Source organism: Pseudorhodoplanes sinuspersici (assembly GCF_002119765.1).
Classification (GTDB): Bacteria; Pseudomonadota; Alphaproteobacteria; order Rhizobiales; family Xanthobacteraceae; genus Pseudorhodoplanes; species Pseudorhodoplanes sinuspersici.
Genome location: NZ_CP021112.1, coordinates 2,754,035 through 2,770,226, shown reverse-complemented (window position 1 = coordinate 2,770,226; position 16,192 = coordinate 2,754,035). Strand labels below are relative to the sequence as shown.

14 protein-coding genes are annotated in these 16,192 nt (G+C 62.5%); 3 read left to right on the top strand and 11 right to left on the bottom strand.

All coding sequences use genetic code 11. From position 1 onward, the window contains the following. Positions 1-98: 98 nt before the first annotated feature. The 5 genes from CAK95_RS13315 to CAK95_RS13295 all read right to left on the bottom strand — a co-directional run bounded on the left by CAK95_RS13315 (position 99) and on the right by CAK95_RS13295 (position 6,170). Positions 99-830, bottom strand: coding sequence for a hypothetical protein (locus tag CAK95_RS13315; protein ID WP_147413656.1), 732 nt, complete (start codon positions 828-830; stop codon positions 99-101). 55 nt (positions 831-885) lie between these two features. Further along, positions 886-1,407: a signal peptidase II gene (gene lspA / locus CAK95_RS13310; RefSeq protein ID WP_245303747.1), complete on the bottom strand. Its 522-nt coding sequence runs from the start codon at positions 1,405-1,407 to the stop codon at positions 886-888. Positions 1,408-1,523: 116 nt separating this feature from the next. After that, on the bottom strand, positions 1,524-4,508 hold the full coding sequence (ileS, locus tag CAK95_RS13305; RefSeq protein WP_086088353.1) for an isoleucine--tRNA ligase: 2,985 nt from the start codon (positions 4,506-4,508) through the stop codon (positions 1,524-1,526). 143 nt (positions 4,509-4,651) lie between these two features. Further along, entirely contained in the window at positions 4,652-5,635 is a 984-nt protein-coding gene (locus tag CAK95_RS13300) for a bifunctional riboflavin kinase/FAD synthetase (protein WP_086088352.1), read from the bottom strand. A 58-nt stretch (positions 5,636-5,693) separates the two neighbouring features. Further along, the gene (locus CAK95_RS13295) at positions 5,694-6,170 is read right to left on the bottom strand and encodes a MaoC family dehydratase (protein ID WP_183044259.1); all 477 of its coding nucleotides are present in this window, start codon (positions 6,168-6,170) and stop codon (positions 5,694-5,696) included. 206 nt (positions 6,171-6,376) lie between these two features. Here CAK95_RS13295 and CAK95_RS13290 point away from each other — a divergent pair, with 206 nt between their 5' ends. Further along, complete coding sequence (locus CAK95_RS13290; protein ID WP_086088351.1) at positions 6,377-6,775, top strand: response regulator; 399 nt, start codon at positions 6,377-6,379, stop codon at positions 6,773-6,775. 24 nt (positions 6,776-6,799) lie between these two features. Here CAK95_RS13290 and CAK95_RS13285 read toward each other — a convergent pair whose 3' ends face one another. The 3 genes from CAK95_RS13285 to CAK95_RS13275 all read right to left on the bottom strand — a co-directional run bounded on the left by CAK95_RS13285 (position 6,800) and on the right by CAK95_RS13275 (position 10,868). Continuing rightward, complete coding sequence (locus CAK95_RS13285) at positions 6,800-7,657, bottom strand: TIGR01459 family HAD-type hydrolase (protein WP_086088350.1); 858 nt, start codon at positions 7,655-7,657, stop codon at positions 6,800-6,802. Positions 7,658-7,765: 108 nt separating this feature from the next. Beyond that, on the bottom strand, positions 7,766-9,220 hold the full coding sequence (locus tag CAK95_RS13280) for an EAL domain-containing protein (protein WP_157699617.1): 1,455 nt from the start codon (positions 9,218-9,220) through the stop codon (positions 7,766-7,768). Between the two features lie 127 nt (positions 9,221-9,347). Continuing rightward, positions 9,348-10,868, bottom strand: a complete 1,521-nt coding sequence (locus tag CAK95_RS13275) for a glycosyltransferase family 39 protein (protein WP_086088348.1) — start codon at positions 10,866-10,868, stop codon at positions 9,348-9,350. Between the two features lie 125 nt (positions 10,869-10,993). On the opposite strand from CAK95_RS13275, the gene CAK95_RS13270 reads away from it, so the two are divergent. Then, positions 10,994-11,971, top strand: a complete 978-nt coding sequence (locus CAK95_RS13270; protein ID WP_086088347.1) for a glycosyltransferase family 2 protein — start codon at positions 10,994-10,996, stop codon at positions 11,969-11,971. Positions 11,972-12,097: 126 nt separating this feature from the next. Here the strand turns inward: CAK95_RS13270 and aptA are convergent, their stop codons facing one another. Then, positions 12,098-13,447: an omega-aminotransferase AptA gene (aptA, locus tag CAK95_RS13265; protein ID WP_086088346.1), complete on the bottom strand. Its 1,350-nt coding sequence runs from the start codon at positions 13,445-13,447 to the stop codon at positions 12,098-12,100. A 176-nt stretch (positions 13,448-13,623) separates the two neighbouring features. Between aptA and hisS the strand changes: the two genes are divergently transcribed. Continuing rightward, complete coding sequence (hisS, locus tag CAK95_RS13260) at positions 13,624-15,132, top strand: histidine--tRNA ligase (RefSeq protein ID WP_086088345.1); 1,509 nt, start codon at positions 13,624-13,626, stop codon at positions 15,130-15,132. A gap of 82 nt (positions 15,133-15,214) precedes the next feature. Here the strand turns inward: hisS and CAK95_RS13255 are convergent, their stop codons facing one another. Next, positions 15,215-15,730, bottom strand: a complete 516-nt coding sequence (locus CAK95_RS13255) for a nuclear transport factor 2 family protein (RefSeq protein WP_086088344.1) — start codon at positions 15,728-15,730, stop codon at positions 15,215-15,217. Next, positions 15,727-16,191: a nuclear transport factor 2 family protein gene (locus tag CAK95_RS13250; protein WP_086088343.1), complete on the bottom strand. Its 465-nt coding sequence runs from the start codon at positions 16,189-16,191 to the stop codon at positions 15,727-15,729. Before CAK95_RS13250 ends, CAK95_RS13255 begins: the two co-directional genes overlap by 4 nt. Position 16,192 lies beyond the last annotated feature (1 nt).

Below are 16,192 nucleotides of genomic sequence, written 5' to 3'. Positions count from 1 at the left end.
TAAACATGAGGATCGGCTCGGAATTTGAAAAGAGGCGCTCAGCCCTTCGGACATTACAGTTTCGAAGGGTTTGCTGCGCCGCGACATCAATTCCGACGTTAATCCGAGGTGCCGTGTTTGTTAATCCAGTCAAACGGCTTCGGTTGCTCCTTCCGAGGCGCAATGCCGTAAACCTGACTGGGCGATGGCGTCTGATAGCCCGGCGGTGGCTGGGTCAGATCAGTGCGAGCCGGCTCCTGGGTAAAGGTCGCCTGTTCCGGCTGGGTGTTATCCTTAAAGAGATTGCCGAGCAGGCTGCCCTTGACCCCAAGCTCGTCGGGGCGGAGTGCACGTGCATCCGGTCCCTCGGAATCCTGCGGACCGGTCGGATTGGGCCGCGAACTGCCACGGGCGGCGCGGCCAGGCGCGTCGAGTTCGGCTGGCGTCAGCGGCCGCGCCTCTTCCTCGAAGGTCTTGCGGCGCTGGTTTTTGTTCGCCTGCTGCCGTTTCTTGCGCTCGACCACTTCCGGATCCTTCGGCCAGGCCGGGCTGTTAGTCACGGCAGTGGTTTCGGGCGGCGGCAAAGTACCGATATTGGGCGGCACCACCAGCGGCGGGCGCTCGCGATAATCGATGCGGTCCTTGTCGTTGATGCCGAGAAGGCCCTTGATGAATTTCGTTTCGATGGTGTCTTCTTCGTCGTCATCGTCCGCGGCATAAGCCTGCGGCACGATCGCGGCCGATGCCGCCAGAGCCACGGCGAAAACAGCAAAGCTCAATGTCAGCCGCCGGCGCCAACCCGGCACAAGCGACAGAAATCGGCTCGAAAAGCTATCGATGCGTTTGCGCAAGACTGCTCCCCGCACGGTCAGTTGCCGCCATCCCTGCTCTGGCATTGCCCAAGGATCAGGGCGCTTTTGCGGCGCGTGCCCCCAGGAGGGTTTCATACATCAAACCCGCCACCCCGGCAACGATGGCCACGTCGGCGAGGTTAAAGACATACCAGTTGAAGGTGAATGTGGCCGTGGTCAGGTGCAGGAGGACAAAATCCACCACCGCCCCGTGCGCCAGCCGATCGACCGCGTTGCCGATGGCACCGCCGATGATCAGGCCGAGCGAGACCGCCATCAGGCGGTTTTCGGCCCGCGCCAGCCACCCCCACAGGAATACCGCGGCCACGATCTTGAACCCCAGGAGCAGCATCTGGCCAAGCGCCGAATTCTGCGCGAACAGCCCGTAGCTGATGCCCTTGTTCCAGACCAGCACCAGATCGAGAAAGGGCAGCACCGGAACCCGGTCGCGCGAGCCGAGATCGAAGGCATAGAGCAGCCACAGCTTGCTGGCCTGATCGAGCAACGCAGTGACCAGCGCAGCGGCAACACCGTCGCGGGTGAGCGGGCCCCAAAGATAATTGGCAAGCTTCATCATTGCAGCATGGAGAGTGAATGTAGGGCGGATTAGCGAAGCGTAATCCGCCGTTTGTTCGACGTGGCGGCGGGTTACGCTTCGCTAACCCGCCCTACACCTCACCGCAAGCCATTGAATTACTCCGCAGCTTTTCGCAGCGTGTCCCATTCACGCAGCGCCTGCGCGTCGCGCGGGGTGACCTCCGGATATTGCGGGTCTTCGCCGACGCTTTCCGAGATCTTCCACGAGCGCGCGCATTTTCTGCCATGGGCCCGCTCGGGCACGACGGCAACGCCGCGCACATCGTCGAGGCGGAAGGCCTCGGCCGGTCCCTCGCCGTCCACCAGCGTCGCCGCCGAGGTGATGCAGATTTCAGCCAAGTCAGCATCGACGATCGCAGCGAACAAATCCTGATCCGAGACATAGACCACCGGCGCCGCTTCAAGCGACGAACCGATCCGTTTCTGCGCGCGCTCGAGTTCGAGCGCACCAGTGACGACGCGGCGGATGCTGCGGATCTTGCGCCACTTCTCGGCCAGCGCATCGTCGCGCCAGGCCGGCAGAACATGCGGAAATTCCTGCAGATGCACGGACTCCGCATCATCGCCGTAACGCGACAGCCACGCCTCTTCCGCGGTGAAGCAGAGCATCGGCGCGAGCCAGATCACCGTGCAGCGGAACAGATAATCGATCACGGTCAGCGCCGCCTTGCGCTTGTGCGACGAGATCGGATCGCAATAGAGCGTGTCCTTGCGGATATCGAAATAGAAGGCCGACAGCTCGCTGGTCATGAAGGCGTTGAGCAGCGCGAAGATGCGCTTGTAATCGAAGGCGCGATAGGCCTCCCTCACCGCCACATCGAGTTCGGCGAGCCGGTGCAGCATCAGCCGCTCCAGCTCCGGCATCGCATCGGCCTTGACGCGCTCGTCGTCATGGAAATGCGCGAGCGAACCGAGCATCCAGCGGATGGTGTTGCGCAGCTTGCGATAGGTCTCGACCGTGCCTTTGAGGATTTCCGGCCCGATACGCAGATCGTCGGCATAATCCGACGCACACACCCACATGCGCAGGATATCGGCGCCGGAATTCTTGATCACGTCCTGCGGCGCCGTGGTGTTGCCGAGCGACTTCGACATCTTGCGGCCGTTCTCGTCGAGAACGAAGCCGTGCGTCAGCACCATGTCGAAGGGCGCAACGCCGCGCGTGCCGCAACTTTCCAGGAGCGACGACTGGAACCAGCCGCGATGCTGGTCCGAGCCTTCGAGATACATGACGACGTCGTCGCCCTTCGGCTTGCGTTTAATGCTCGCAAGCTGCGGGAAATGCTTCGGGTCTTCCAGCACGAATGCGTGCGTGGAGCCGGAATCGAACCAGACATCGAGAATGTCGTCGACCTTCTTCCAACCTTCCTTCGCACGATCGCCAAGGAAGCGCTCGGCAGCACCTTCCGCATACCAGGCATCCGCGCCTTCCTTTTCGAAGGCATCGCCGATGCGTTTGTCGACCGCCGGATCGTTCAGGATCTCGACCGAACCGTCGTTCTTCTCCTTGATGAAGACGGTGATCGGCACGCCCCAGGCACGCTGACGTGAGATCACCCAGTCCGGCTTGCTCTCGATCATGCCGTTGATGCGGTTCTCGCCGGCCGGCGGCACCCATTGCGTTTCGGCGATGGCGTCGAGCGCGCGTTCGCGCAAGGTATCGCCCTTGGCGGCAATGCCCTTGTCCATCGCAATGAACCATTGCGGCGTGTTGCGGAAGATCACCGGCTTCTTCGATCGCCAGGAATGCGGATATTGATGCTTGAGACGGCCGCGCGCGATGATGTTGCCGGCCTCGACCAGCGCCTTGATCACCGCGTCATTGGCGTCGCCCTTATCGCCTTTGTCGTTGATGACGCGCCTGCCGGTGAAGCCCGGCGCCTGCGCGGTATAGGCGCCGTTTTCGTCGACGGGATATGGGATAACAGTACTGATGCCATCGGCTTCGAGATCGCGGGCGTAATCCATCCAGATTTCAAAGTCGTCGCGACCATGGCTTGGCGCCGTATGCACGAAACCTGTACCGGTATCGTCGGTGACGTGATCGCCGGCCAGCAACGGCACGGTGAAGTCGTAGCCCATCGCGCGCAGCGGATGCGCGCAGGCGAGATCGGCGAGATCATCCGCCGGTACGTCGGCGATCTTGTCGTAGGCAGCAACACGCGCCTGTTTGAACACGTCGCCGGCGAGATTGTCCGACAGGATCAACAGGTCGCCCAACTTCGCCCAGTTATCTGGCGCAGCGTCGGTGATCTTGTAAAGGCCGTAAGCGATCTTCGGCGAATAGCTGATCGCGCGGTTGCCCGGCAGCGTCCAGGGCGTGGTGGTCCAGATCACCACCGATGCGCCGTCGTATTTCTTCTCCAGTTCCTTGTGGCGCTTGCCGCGTGCGGAGCGCACCGGGAATTTCACCCAGACCATGTCCGAGGTGTAATCCTCGTATTCGATTTCGGCTTCGGCGAGCGCGGTCTTTTCGACCACCGACCACATCACCGGCTTACTGCCGCGATAGAGGGTGCCGTTCTTCGCGAACTTGATGATCTCGCGCGAGATCTGCGCCTCGGCCGGGTAGCTCATCGTGGTGTAGGGATGATCCCAGTCGCCCTCGACGCCGAGGCGGATGAATTCGGCGCGCTGCACGTTCAGCCAATGCTGCGCATAGGCGCGGCATTCCTGACGGAAGGCGATCATCGCCTGCGGATCGCTGAAATCCGGCTTGGTCTTGCCCTTCGAACGATAGTTCTCTTCCTCGACCCGCCATTCGATCGGCAGGCCGTGGCAGTCCCAGCCCGGCACATAATTGGAGTCGAAACCGAGCATCTGCTGGCTGCGGGCGACGACGTCCTTCAGCACCTTGTTGAGCGCGTGGCCGATATGGATGTTGCCGTTCGCGTAAGGCGGGCCGTCATGCAGGATGAATTTGCGGCGCCCCTTCGCGGCCTCGCGCAGCTTGCCGTAGAGGTCCTCCTCCTTCCAGCGCTTGAGCAGCATCGGCTCGCGCTCGGGCAAGCCGGCGCGCATCGGAAATTGCGTTTGCGGCAGGAACAGGGTCTCGGAATAGTCGCGTTCAGGCTTGGTCATGTCGGGGGCTCTAGGATGCGGGCCGTGTGTAGCAGGGGGTGCTGCAACGCGCAAAGACGTATGACTTTTTCTCCGTTCGTCCCCGCAAAAGCGGGGACCCAGAAAGTCTGGATTCCCGCCTTCGCGGGAATGAGCGGACGGAGCTAATTCATGCCCAGCGGTGGAAAAGCATCGCCCGACCGCTTCAGGGCGTCGCGGGCGCGCTCCGAATCGATGGTCATCTGCGAAACCAGCGCAGCGATGCTGTCGAATTTCTCCTCCGGCCTGATCCAGCCGATCAGCGCGACATCCACGGTCTTGCCGTAGAGATCGCCGGAAAAATCGAACAGAAAGGTTTCCAGCAGCGGCGCGCCATTATCGAAGGTGGGACGGCGACCGAAACTCGCCACCCCGTCATAGCGTTTGTCGCCGATCCCGACCCGCACCGCATAAATGCCGTGCTTCAGGCCGCAGGCCGGGTCGAGCTTGAGATTGGCGGTGGGAAAGCCGAGGTCGCGGCCCCGCTTTTCGCCGTGGATCACCTCCCCGGACACGAACCAGGGATAGCCGAGCAGTTCGGTCGCCTCGACCACGCGGCCGGCTTCGAGCGCTGAGCGAATCGTTCCCGAAGACACCGGCCGCCCCTCATCCTCCAGGGGCGGCGCCACATCGACCGGGAAGCCATAGCGGGCGCCGGCATCCTTCAGAAAGGCCGGCGATCCGCCCCGCCCCTGCCCGAAATGGAAATCGAAGCCGATGGCGACGCCGCTCACCGCCAGCCGCTCCACCAGGATTTTCGAGACGAATTGCTCGGCCGGCAGGCTGGCCAAAGCGGCGTTGAAGGTCAGCACCACCGCGCCGTCGACTCCGGTGGCCGCCAGCAGCCGCAGTTTTTGCGTTTCGTCCGACAGCCGGAACAGTTTTTCGTCGGCGCGAAAGTAGGAGCGCGGATGCGGCTCGAGCGTCAACACCGCCGCCGGACGGCCCGCCGCCGCGGCACGGCGCTGCGCCAGCGCGATGACCGAGCGGTGGCCGCGATGCACGCCGTCGAAATTACCGATGGCGACGACCGCAGTGCGCAGTTTGGCAATGTCGGGCCCGTCGTCACGGACGACGACGAATGGCTTGTCCTTCGAGACTGGCGGCATGTCTTATACGGCAGGATGAATGAATGGCCGCACGGTGTCGGCCCGGTGGGCAGCCAAGTCAAGACAGGCCGGCTTTCGGCCGGGAGGGGACCGAGACGATGGCCTCCCCGTCCAGCACCAGCATGTTGTCCACCAGCGCCTCGCAATGCAGCTTCACCTTGCGCCCCTCACGGACCAGTTCCGTCACCTCGACAATGACGTTGACCACATCGCCGATTTTCACCGGCGCATGGAAATTCAGCGTCTGCGAGCGATAGACGGCGCCTGCGCCGGGCAGCCGCGTGCCCAGCACCGCCGAAATCAGGCTGGCGGTGTAGAGCCCATGCGCGATCCTCTGGCCAAAGCGCGTGCCGGCGGCATAGGTGTCGCAAAGATGGATCGGATTGTCGTCGCCCGAGACATTGGCGAAGCCGACGACGTCAGTCTCCATCACCGTCTTCATCAGCGTTTCGCGCATGCCGACGGCGAGGTCCTCGAAGAACAAGGTCCGGACCATGCGCGGGTCGACGGCGGCTTTGGTGGGCGTTGCGTTCATCAAAAATTTTGCCGGTCAGTTAACAACACGTAAGCAGATACTACCATCGGCTGCGTATAATGCACGTTTTTGGCGATTTTCAGCGTCGCGCAAATTTTGAGGGATTAACGTGTTTTTCAACGCACACGGCTACCGTCGCCACTATTGGACTGATGCCCAAGATGCGGAGCCGCAACGTAGCGGACCGCAGTGACGGAGCTGCGACGATGCCGGTCAACTTCGCGATGCCCATTCTGGTCGTCGACGATTACAACACCATGGTCCGTATCATCCGCAACCTGCTGAAGCAGATCGGCTTCCAGGATATCGACGACGCCTCGGACGGCACCTCGGCGCTGCGCCGGTTGCGCGAGCGGCCTTACGGCCTCGTCATCTCCGACTGGAACATGGAGCCGATGACCGGCTACGATCTTTTGAAGGAAATGCGCGCCGACCCGCAGCTTGCGAGCGTGCCGTTCATCATGATCACAGCGGAATCGAAAACCGAGAATGTGATCGCTGCGAAACAGGCCGGCGTGAACAACTATATCGTCAAGCCGTTCAACGCGCAGACGCTGAAGGCCAAGATCGAAGCGGTTTTTGCTGACCAGACACAGGCGGCTTAGTTCAGCAAAATCAAGACCGCTGAGCTACCACTTCAACCGTCTTGCAATCGCCCGCGGCTTGCCGCCGGCCGCCACCAGCACGCGCTCGACCGCATCGGGATCAGGATCATCGCGGCCCCCGAATTCGGCCGCGTGGATGCCGGCGGTCACGAACATGCAATCGATGCCGTAGGCGGTTGCGCCGGCAAAATCGGTACGCACCGAATCGCCGATCGCCAGCACGCGCTGGCGATCCACCGCTTTGCCGCGCGCGTCCTGCGCGAGCTTGAGCGCCAGATCGTAGATCGGCGCATAGGGCTTGCCGGCATAGAGAACGTCGCCGCCCATCTTCACATAGAGATCGGCGATCGCACCGGCGCAATAGAGAAGCGTGTCGCCGCGTTCGACAACGACATCGGGATTGCCGCAGACCATGAATAGATCGCGCGCACGCATCGCCTCCAGCATCGGGCGATAATCGTCCGGCGTTTCAGTATCTTCGTGGAACAGGCCGGTGCAGATCACATAATCGGCGCTCTCGACCGGCGCGAAACGCACATCCAGTCCTTCGAACGTCGCGAGATCGCGCTTCGGCCCGATATGCAGAATGGTCTGCCCCGGACGCTGCACGATCACGTTGCGCGTCACATCGCCGGAGGCGACGATGGCATCGTAGATGCTGCGCGGCGCGCCGAAATGTTCGAGTTGCGCTGCGACCACGCCGTTCGGACGCGGCGCATTGGTGATCAGCACCACGGTTCCGCCGCCCTCGCGAAAACGCGTCAGCGCCTCGCAGGCCTCCGGAAAGGCAGCGACGCCGTTATGCACGACCCCCCAGACATCGGACAAAATGACATCGTATTCCGGCGCAAGAGCCGCCAAGCTTTCGGAGAAAATGGTCAAGGGGAACCCGATCGATGACAGAGAGGCTGGTCGATTGGATCGGAACCGATCCAAGATCAGCGTGATCTAGCGCGGCGACGCGCCGCCGTCACGCCGGATTGCGGGGGGTTACATCGCCGCGTGAGCCACAAGGCCGCCCATGACCGGAGATGGCGCCGATCGCTGCGGCTCCGCGGTGCCGGTCCCGGCCGCCGGGGCCGGATCGGGCCGTTGTGCCGGACCGGCCTGCAACGCTTCCGCCCGGACGGGGCGCGGCGCCGAGAACAGGAAGCCCTGGCCGAAGCGCACATCGTAATCGAGCAGATCGATCACCGTCGCTTCGGTCTCGATCCGCTCTGCAATCAGGCTGATGCCGTGACGGCCCAACAGGTCCGACAGATCGGCGGCGTGAATGTCGGATGACGAACTGCCCTTGCTGAGCAACAGGTCGGCCGGCACCTTGACGAAACGCACGCCCATATCGGCCAGGTCGCGCGGTCCCATGCGCAGATCGGTGACTCGATCCATGGAGAAGCGGTATCCGAGCGAGCTCAGCGAAGCGAGGCTCTCCTGTTCCAGCGGTCCCAGGCTGCGTAGCGAGTCTTGCGTGAATTCCAGCGTGAGCGCGGTCGTCAGTGCGCGGTTCGCTTCCAGGAAGTCATAGAATTGCCGGAAGACGTCGGTGTCGTTCAGGGTCGGCACCGACACGTTGCAGAACAAGCCGATTTCGCGATTCTGCAACAGAAGGCGTCGCAGCACCTGCACGCAGCGGAAGAGCTGTACATTGTCGATGCGGGCGAGCAGATTGGCTTTCTCGGCATGTGCCAGGAAGTCGGCCGGCAGAATCAGCGTGCCGTCATCCCTCCGCAATCGCGTCATCGCCTCGTAATAGCGCACCTTGCGTTGCGGCAGTGTCAGCACCGGCTGCAGATAGAGATCGATCCTGTTTTCATCGATGGCGGTGCGGATGATGTCCGCGATCTCGTCGTGCTTCTTGCCTTTGAACGGACCGCTTGCCGTCAATGCATCGACCGGCGGGGCAGCCGCGACCGCCTGAGCCGCGACCACATGCGGCCGCGTCGCGTCGTCCTGAGACGCTGCGACGGCAACGGGCATTTCGGCCGCGGCCTGTGCCGGCGCTGCCGCAGCCAGTGCGGCCAGGATCGCCGACGGTTCCTCTCGCAGCTCGGTCAAGCGCGTTTCATGGTCGGCAATGGTCTCGGCCAGCTGCTTGAGCAATTCTCCAAGCTCACCGATCTCGGCGGCCAGCGCCTCGTTCGGACCCGGCGACCGCCGTGCCGCTTCCTGATGTTCGATGGCGATCTGGCGCCGGGTCATTTCGGCGACCTGACGCGCAAGGTCCGCCGTGCCGCGCGAGAGATCGGCAATCTGCTTGCCGACAAGATCGCGATCATGCAGCCGCGCCGTCACCGTATTGTACAGAGCAAGACCGGACATAGCAGCCAGCGCCAACAGGCTTGCTTCGGTTCCGGAGAGACCAAAGACCAGATAACCGACAGCACCGAGCGACGCTGCGATGACAACAACGCAGATCGCAATAAATATCGCCGTCAGCCTCAGCATCGAAGTCCCATCGCCGGGGGATACAAGACGGCCCTCCGCCGCATGATTCGTCCGCCCGAGCATTACTGTCCACGAGCGGCACGACAAGCGCAAGCGCATCGGCAACACAGTCCGCAACATCAATAGGTTAGTTGCGCGGCGGAACAATCCAATAGCCGATATGCGCCGGCCGCCCACCGTGCTGCCGCGGCAACTCGATGATAACGGGATCGCCCTCGGCGCCGAATGTCTTTCGCCACTCGTCCACATAGGCGAAGGGCAGGCCCACCTCCCAGATGACAATCGCGCCGCGCTTCTTCACGTCGTTCATATCGATCCAGGGACTGATCGCCGGCCGGCCATGCACGATCACATGCGGTCGATCCGGCGAATAGACCGCGACATTGTTGGCGGCGAATTCGGTGCCGGCGACATAACGAAGCGGCGTTCCGGTTTTCTCCCGCCATATCTCTGTCATGCGGGTCGCCAGCGCCTGACCGGGAAATTGCGTGGCTTTCGGACGCGTCCGGACATGAGGTTCGGCGATCCAGACACCGATCCAGATGGCCGGGGCCAGCAGGAACAGAAAGATAAACCCGGCGGCGAAAAGCTGCTTGCGTTGCGGGTCCGACACCGGCCCGAACCAGAGCAACGCGGCCAGCGGCAGAAACGACCACAGCGGATATCCCCATGTCGCGATCGGCGCCCGGCCGGTGGCAATGCCGATCAGTGTCACGACCGCGAACGGGCCGAATGCGAGCATCGTGACATAGCGGCGGGCGAAGGAGCCCGATTGCCGCACGGGTTCCGATCCGGCCTGGCGGGGAAATAACGTGAGGCCCAACAAGACCCAGGCCGGAAATGTGAAGAAGACCTGACTTGCGACCCATTGCAGCGGCAGCGTGATGAACTGATACGGATACAGGACGGCCTTGGCGCGATCGCTCACATAACGCATCGGCAGAAAGCCGGAATCGATCAGCCACCACGCATTCGGGGCGATCACCACAAGAAAGACCGCCGCCATGACATAAGGCCCGGGCGTGCGAAGACTGCGGCGTGCGACTGGATCGATCAACAGGAACAGCGCGATGCTGACCCCAAGCGCGAAGGCCGCGTATTTCGACCAGAAGCACAGCGCCATCATGGCGCCGGCGAGCATCCAGTTCAGCATCCGGCCGGAAACGAGGGCGCGATACAGAAACAGACCGGTCAGCGCCCAGAACGGCAATTGCATCTGGTCATGCGCGAATTTCACGGCCGAATAATTGTAGAAATGGATGCCGGCCAGCGACAGCGTCGCGATCAGGGCTTGCACTGGGCCAACGATGTCGCGCGAGAGCAGATACACGCCGATGAAGCAGGCCACGACCGCGAGCGGGCCGAGCGCATAGACGACGCCGATATGGCCGGTGATGCGATAGCCGAGATCGGCCAGCCACCATGGCAGCGGCGGATGCTTCCAGTAGCCGAGCTGCCATTCCTTGCCGAGCGCCAGGTCCTCGGCGAGATCGAGCTCCAGATTGGAGCTCGTCAAAAGCGGCAACAATGTCCACACGACGAGGTGCGCACCGAGGACAATAGCGAGCGTCTGTAAAGGCTTGCGGGCCGCAAAATCGACGACCGAGGCGAAAAACCCGCCGTCTGCTACCGCCGTTCTCGCATCCATGCCGCTGTCGTAGTATGCCAAGCCACCCGGCCTCGACGCCCGGAAGGGCTGGCCGGGCGCATGAGTGCCCGGCAAAACCTGACCCGTCAACCGAGGGGACGCTGGGCCGCACCGGATTTTGAGTGATGAACGAACCTGATATCTCCGTGGTGCTGCCGGCTCATAACGAAGCCGGCAATATCACGCGCATGACCGCGACGCTTGAACGCATCCTGAAGGACCAGGGGCGTTATGAGATCGTCTTCGTCGATGATGGTTCGGACGACGACACGCTTTCAGCGATCCGTGATGCGGCAGCCGGCAGTTCCTCCGTGCGCTATCTGTCGTTCACGCGCAATTTCGGCCATCAGGAAGCGTTGCGCGCCGGCCTTCGTCATGCGCGCGGCCGCGCCGTGATCGTGATGGATGCCGACTTCGAGCATCCGCCCGAACTCATTCCGCAATTGATCGCGGCCTGGCATGACGGGGCGAAAGTCGTCGCAACCAAACGCGAAGACGGCGACGCATCGCTGCCGCCGATGAAGAGCTTCACCTCGAAGCTCTATTACAAATTCCTCGATGCGATCGGCGATGTGCGGATCGAGCCCGGCAGCGCCGACTTCATGCTGCTCGACCGTAATGTGGTGAACACCATCAACAATTTCGCCGATCAGGATGTATTCCTGCGCGGCACCGTGCGCTGGTTCGGCTATCCGACGCGGACCGTCACCTTTTCGCGCGGTTCGCGGACCTATGGCAAAAGCAAATACACGCTGAAGCGAATGATCGATCTCGCCGTCACCGGCATCGCGGCGCACAGCGTACAACCGTTGCGGCTGGCGATCTGGCTCGCGCTCGCCGCGGCGGCGATCGGTTTCCTGCTGGTCGTCTATTCTGTCGTCAGCTTTTTCTTTATCGAGAGCACCGTCACCGGCTGGACTTCACTGATGGCGACGGTGGCCATCCTCGGCGCCGCGCAATTGCTGGTGCTTGGCATCATCGGCGAATATGTCGGCCGCACGCTGCGCGAGGCCCGCGGCCGGCCGACTTATGTCATTGCCGAGACCGAGACCGATCTCGTATCGGGCGAGGCTTCCGCGAAGCTCGTGCAGAGCGCGGAGTGAGCCCTGCTTATCCCTCCCCTGAAAGGGGAGTGAAGCGAAGCAGACGGGGTGGGGTCATCCCCCACCCGGCTCGCCGCTCTGCGGCTTGCCACCCTCCCCCGCAAGCGGGGGAGGGATAAGAAGGCGCTAAGCCACGGCCTTGATCACCCTCGCAGTCTTCTCGAAAATCTCGCCGATCTGCGCTTCGCTGACGATCAGCGGCGGCGACATGGCGAGCGAGTCACCGACCGCACGCAGCATGAGGCCTTCGTCATGGAAGCCGCGCTCCATCGCCTCGAAGCCGCGCATGCCGACGGCGCCGGGCTTCGACGACAGATCGATGCCGACGGTGAGGCCAACGCAGCGGATGTCGAGCACATGCGGCAGGCTCTTCAGCGACATACAGGCGTCGTACCAGAGCGGCTCGAGTGTCCTGGCGCGTTCGAACAGACCTTCGTCGCGATAGAGATCGAGCGCCGCGAGACCGGCCGCGACCGCGAGCGGATGCGCCGAATAGGTATAGCCGTGGAAGAACTCGATCGCGTGTTCGGGGCCGTTCATGAAGGCCTGGTGGATGTCATGGCGCACCAGCACGCCGCCCATCGGCACCGCGCCCGACGTCACGCCTTTGGCGAAGGTGATCATGTCGGGGATCACGCCATAGCGTTCGGCGGCGAAGGCGTGGCCGAGACGGCCAAAGCCGGTGATCACTTCATCGAATACCAGCAGGATCTTGTACCTGTCGCAGATGGCGCGCAGCCGCTGCAGATAGCCTTTCGGCGGCGGCAGCACGGCGGTCGATCCGGCCATCGGCTCGACGAACACCGCGGCGATGGTGTTGTCGCCATGCAGAGCGACCAGATGCTCAAGGTTGTCGGCGAGATGCTCGCCCCAGTCCGGCTCGCCGCGCGAGAAGGCCTGATGCTCGCGATTATAAGTGTGCGGCAGATGATCGACGCCCGCCAGCATGGTGCCGAAAGCCTTGCGGTTGTTGCCGAGGCCGCCGATGGACATGCCGCCGAAGCCGACGCCGTGATAGCCGCGCTCGCGGCCGATGAAGCGCGCCCGCTGCGCCTGCCCGCTCACATTCCAGTAGGCGAGCGCGATCTTCATCGCGGTATCGACCGCTTCCGATCCGGAATTGCAGAAAAACACGTGGTCGAGATCGCCCGGCGCCAGGGCGGCGATGCGGCTGGCCAGTTCGAAAGACTTGGGGTTAGCGTACTGGAACGGCGGCGCGAAATCCATTTCCGCCGCCTGCGCCTGGATCGCCTTGACGATCGGCTCGCGGCTGTGACCGGCATTGGTGCACCACAGGCCGGCGGCGCCATCGATGATCGCCCGTCCGTCCGGAGCGTAATAATGCATGTCCTTGGCGCGCGAGACCATGCGCGGCCGCGCCTTGAAGGCGCGGTTGGCCGTGAACGGCATCCAGAAGGCTTCAAGGTCGTTGGGGATGGTGCTGGCTTGGGGCTTGCGAACGGCTTGGGTGCTCATGGCGGCCTTTCTCGGCCTCATGGTGAGGAGCAGCGCGTAGCGATGCGTCTCGAACCATGGGGCCGCCCTCGTCCTTCGAGACGGCGCTTCGCGCCTCCTCAGGATGAGGGCGGATTGGGTGACAAAGCGACACGGCGCTGGTACCACGCCGCTTAAATCAATACTGACTTATATCCATGAGCGACAAAAGCAACAAACTGAAGGCGCGGCTGCCGCGCGGACTTGTGGACCGGACCCCGGCCGATATCGCCGCCACGCGGGCGATGCTGGAAAAAATCCGCAAGGTCTACGAGCATTATGGCTTCGACCCGGTGGAGACCCCGGCGATCGAATATACCGACGCGCTCGGCAAGTTCCTGCCCGATCAGGACCGCCCGAACGAAGGCGTGTTCTCGTTCCAGGACGACGACGAACAGTGGATGAGCCTGCGCTACGACCTGACCGCGCCGCTCGCGCGCTACGTCGCCGAGAATTTTGACGCCCTGCCCAAGCCCTACCGCAGTTATCGCGAGGGTTATGTGTTCCGGAACGAAAAGCCGGGACCGGGCCGCTTCCGCCAGTTCATGCAATTCGATGCCGACACCGTCGGCTCCGCTTCGATGGCAGCCGATGCCGAGATCTGCATGATGGCCGCCGACACGATGGAAGCGCTCGGCATTCCGCGCGGCAGCTACATCGTGAAGGTCAACAATCGCAAAGTGCTGGATGGCGTCTTGGAATCCATCGGCCTTGGCGGCGCCGAACATGCCGGCAAGCGGCTCACGGTGCTGCGCGCGATCGACAAGCTGGATCGTCTTGGACCCGATGGCGTGAAACTGCTGCTCGGTGAGGGCCGTAAGGATGAAAGCGGCGACTTCACCAAGGGCGCCGGGCTGACACATGAGGCGATCGACACCGTGCTCGCCTTCACCGCGGCGAAGGGTGAAACGTCGCACGCCACCGTTGCCAATCTTGCCAATGTCGTTGCGACGTCGAAACAAGGCCTTGAGGGTATCGATGAATTGCGACAGATCGCTGCACTCGTTGCAACCGCAGGCTACGATGATCGCGTGATTGTGGATTCATCTGTCGTGCGCGGTCTCGAATATTATACCGGCCCGGTCTACGAGGTTGAGTTGCTGATCGAAACCAGGGACGAGAAGAACCGCCCGGTCCGGTTCGGCTCGGTCGGCGGCGGCGGACGGTACGATGGTCTCGTCTCGCGGTTTCGCGGTGAACCTGTACCCGCGACCGGCTTTTCCATCGGCGTGTCGCGCCTCGCCGCTGCTCTCGCGCTTGTGAACAAGGCCGATACACAACCAAATTTCGGTCCCGTTGTCGTCACGGTTTTCGATTCTGATCGAATCGCAGATTATCAGCAGATGGTCGCGGAGCTGCGTCAGGCAGGAATCCGTGCCGAGCTGTATCTCGGGTCAGGGAAATTCGGACCGCAAATGAAATATGCCGACAAGCGCAACGCGCCCTGTGTGGTGATCCAGGGCAGCGACGAGAAGAACGATGCGGCGGGCGAACAGGTGGTGGTGAAGGACCTCATTCTGGGTGCCGAGCTGTCGAAGCTGGAAAAAGGCCGCGACGAATATCTGCAGAAGCAGGCCGATGCGCAGCGCAAGGTGCGGCGCGACCAGATGGTCAAGACCGTGCAGGAGATTTTGGCGCGGCACGGCGTCAAGACGATGATGGCGTGATGTCGTCCCCGCGAAGGCGGGGATCCTATTGAAACGTCACGGCGTATAGATCCCCGCCTGCGCGGGGGACGACCGTTATCCCTCACACCGCCGAGACATCATCCTCAGACGCCAGCGAAACGCATTCCATCACCCGATTGACGTCGATCGGATGCCCGACCACCTGTTCGGCAACATCGAATGTATTGGCGACGCCGCGCAGCGAAACCAGCTTGCCGCGTTCGAAGCGCATGAAATGCGCAAAGCCGTACCGGATCAAACGGCCGGTATCGCGCTGACGTGCGCGGATCCACCCGCGCGTTGCGACGCGCTCGCCGTCGGTCAAGGTCTGGTCGAATTCGAAATCAGTGACATGGAAGTAACACGGCATGACGCGCGTGATCACTTCGATCACCGCCTCCTTGCCATGGCGTGCACCATAGAAATCGAACTGGTCGACCGGGCCGGCCAGAAACCATTCGATCCGATCGTCGAGAATGGCATTCAGCAATTCAAGGTCGCGCGCCCGATAGGCCGCATAGAAAGCAGCGACGCAATCGCACAGATGGGACGCAGGACCGGCTACGCCCGGTCCGCTGACATTGACCACGGCATTCATATTGCAATGACATCCTCGGAGCTGCTGACCGGCTCGTGATAAACATCGATCCGGTGCCCCACCACTTGCTCGGCAGCGTCATAGGTATCGGCGACGCAATGCATGGCAGCGACCTGACCGTCGCGGAACGTGAAGAAATGGGCGCCATGAAAAACGACGACGCGGCCGGTTTGCTTGTGCACTGCCGTCGTCTTGACAAAGACGGCGGCACGGTCCCCCTCGATCACCACGTCTTCCGGATCCATGCGCTTGGTCGGCAATACGGCAGGCTTCAGCCGGGTCAGAAGGTCGAGAACGGCAGCCTTGCCGCGCCGGTAGCCGCAGAAGGGAAAGATCGCGACCGGGCCATCCATCTGCCATTCGACATCATGGGCCAGATAGCCGGCGATCCGGACCGGGTCGCACGCAGCGTAAGCCTCATAAAGGGCTTCCACCAAGGCGCGGGTGATACGAACATCCATT